Origin of the sequence: Thermogutta sp. (assembly GCF_014359955.1) — a bacterium.
Classification (GTDB): Bacteria; Planctomycetota; Planctomycetia; order Pirellulales; family Thermoguttaceae; genus Thermogutta.
The window spans coordinates 1-1,854 of record NZ_JACIYL010000834.1; the positions used below are offsets into that span (position 1 = coordinate 1).

At 61.9% G+C, this 1,854-nt stretch carries 2 protein-coding genes; one reads left to right on the forward strand and one right to left on the reverse strand.

Features of this window, described 5'->3' with window-relative positions; all coding sequences use genetic code 11:
- The coding region (locus tag H5U08_RS17415) for an FAD-dependent oxidoreductase (protein ID WP_297036013.1) at nt 1–600 on the forward strand (600 nt) is incomplete at its 5' end.
- Between the two features lie 93 nt (nt 601–693).
- Here the strand turns inward: H5U08_RS17415 and H5U08_RS17420 are convergent.
- The coding region (locus H5U08_RS17420) for a hypothetical protein (RefSeq protein WP_297036015.1) at nt 694–1,854 on the reverse strand (1,161 nt) is incomplete at its 5' end.

The following is a 1,854-nucleotide window of genomic DNA, read 5'->3' on the forward strand; positions in this document are numbered from 1 at the left end:
TGGGTTGCGGCGCGGCTCCTCCCAGCAGAAATCGGGAGCAGGCTTCTCCCCGGTTGGCCGACGTGTCGCTCTCGAACATCTCCGGAAGCCTGCGCGATCACCGGTGTGCATTTGTGGTTCGATCGGCCGGGATTTTCTCTCCCGCACGCGGTGCTGCCGTATGCGGTTTCACAATGGGTGTTTCGGCCTCCCTTCGCCGACATTTCTCGAGGTGAATCGTCAGACACCCTGGGTGGTTCTTCCTCGGCAAAACCGCTCTGGTACTGCCACGTCGTTATCAGTGCTTCGCACCGGTTGGCGCCCGGCTCGCCGGAAGAGTGTCGCCAACAAGTCGTCAGAGAATTGCGGGCGACCTTCTCCCCCCTTCAATCCGCGCAACTGCTGGCCAGCCGTGTCATCACGGAGCCAGCGGCCGTGCTCTCTCCAGGTCGGGAGTGGGACCACCGCCGACCGCCGCAGGATACCGGCATCCCGGGGCTTGTTTTGGCGGGTGATTGGACAGCGACGGGCTGGCCCGGCACCATGGAAAGCGCGGTCCGCAGCGCCCGGTTGGCCAGTGCGGTCGTCTCCACGTTTTTGCAGTCCCTGTCACGCCGGTGATGTGCGAGAAGTACCCGGCTTTGGAGAAAGCCGTGATCACCGGCCGAGGCGGTGCGCCCAGGCGTCCTAATTGTGGTTGCCGATTCCGGACTGTCAGTGGTAGTTGGGGGGAACGGCTCCATAGGACCAGGGCGTGGTGACAGGCGTCACCCGCGGTGGTTCCGGCACCGCACCCGGTGTCAACTCGTGCGCCAGGTCCAACAGTGTGTCCCGGATTTGGTTACCGGCTTTGAAATCGAGATTGCTGTAGGCTGTTAGCCGCGTCTCATAGCCCCCGCCGTGCGGCCCGAAGGCCTCCTCCGTGGGCACGTAACCCACGCACCCGTTGGCCAGTTCGACGGGCATCGTAAAAGGAAACCGCGAACCGGCTTTTAGCTCCAGACCATACTGGCAGAAATATTCGGCGGGATTGGCGAGAATGACGAGCGGACCGATCTGGATGGCCTGTAACTCGACGGTGGTTTCCGGTTCAACCTTCAGTTTGGCGTCGAGGAGCACCGTCTGCACGGCGAAAATCCATTCCGTGGCACCCACTTCCTTGGGGTCCTTTTTCGTGAGCGCCAGGCACTCCTCAACGCGTTTGGGATCGGGCCGCCGCCGGGGAATGGTGAGCGTGGTGCTGCGATAGTCGATCGGGGTCAGAGTGCCCCGCGGGGTCAAAAGCAACGTTTTCACCGCTTCGGCGCCCACCCGGCCGCCCACGCGCTGAGCCCATTCCTCACCCGTCGGGTTCCGGTACGGACTGAGATTGTCCACCTGTGTGACATCCCCGGAGCACCCCTGAAGGAAGACAACAACCACGTCGGGCCCATAAAAGCCGCGAATCGCCTTTTCCATGTAATAAATCCAGTTCGCCGATATGCCGCCCGGATTGGTCGTCGCATGGCAGGTGTAGTGGACCACGCAACCTTCCAGCTTTCCATCCGGGGACCACGCGCCCAGCACGAGGACCTCCGGATCGGTCGGCCCCGCTACTTCCACAATATCGGGATTGAGCTGGCCGGGATGCGTGAACGTCAGACCGTTTTTCATGCGGAACCGCCGGTTGAAAGCCACTTTATCCTCGATACCGCGGCCAACACCACACAGGAGCGGATGCCGCTTTTCCCATGCTTCGCAAATCGCATCGACTGTGGCCTTTTCCATCTTCTCCAGGTAACGGCCGAGCTGGTAGCACGTCTTCATCCGCGATTCGGCCTCCAGAGCGATTTCCCAGTCGGGATGTTCAGTCGGATCGAGCGGCATGGATACCCT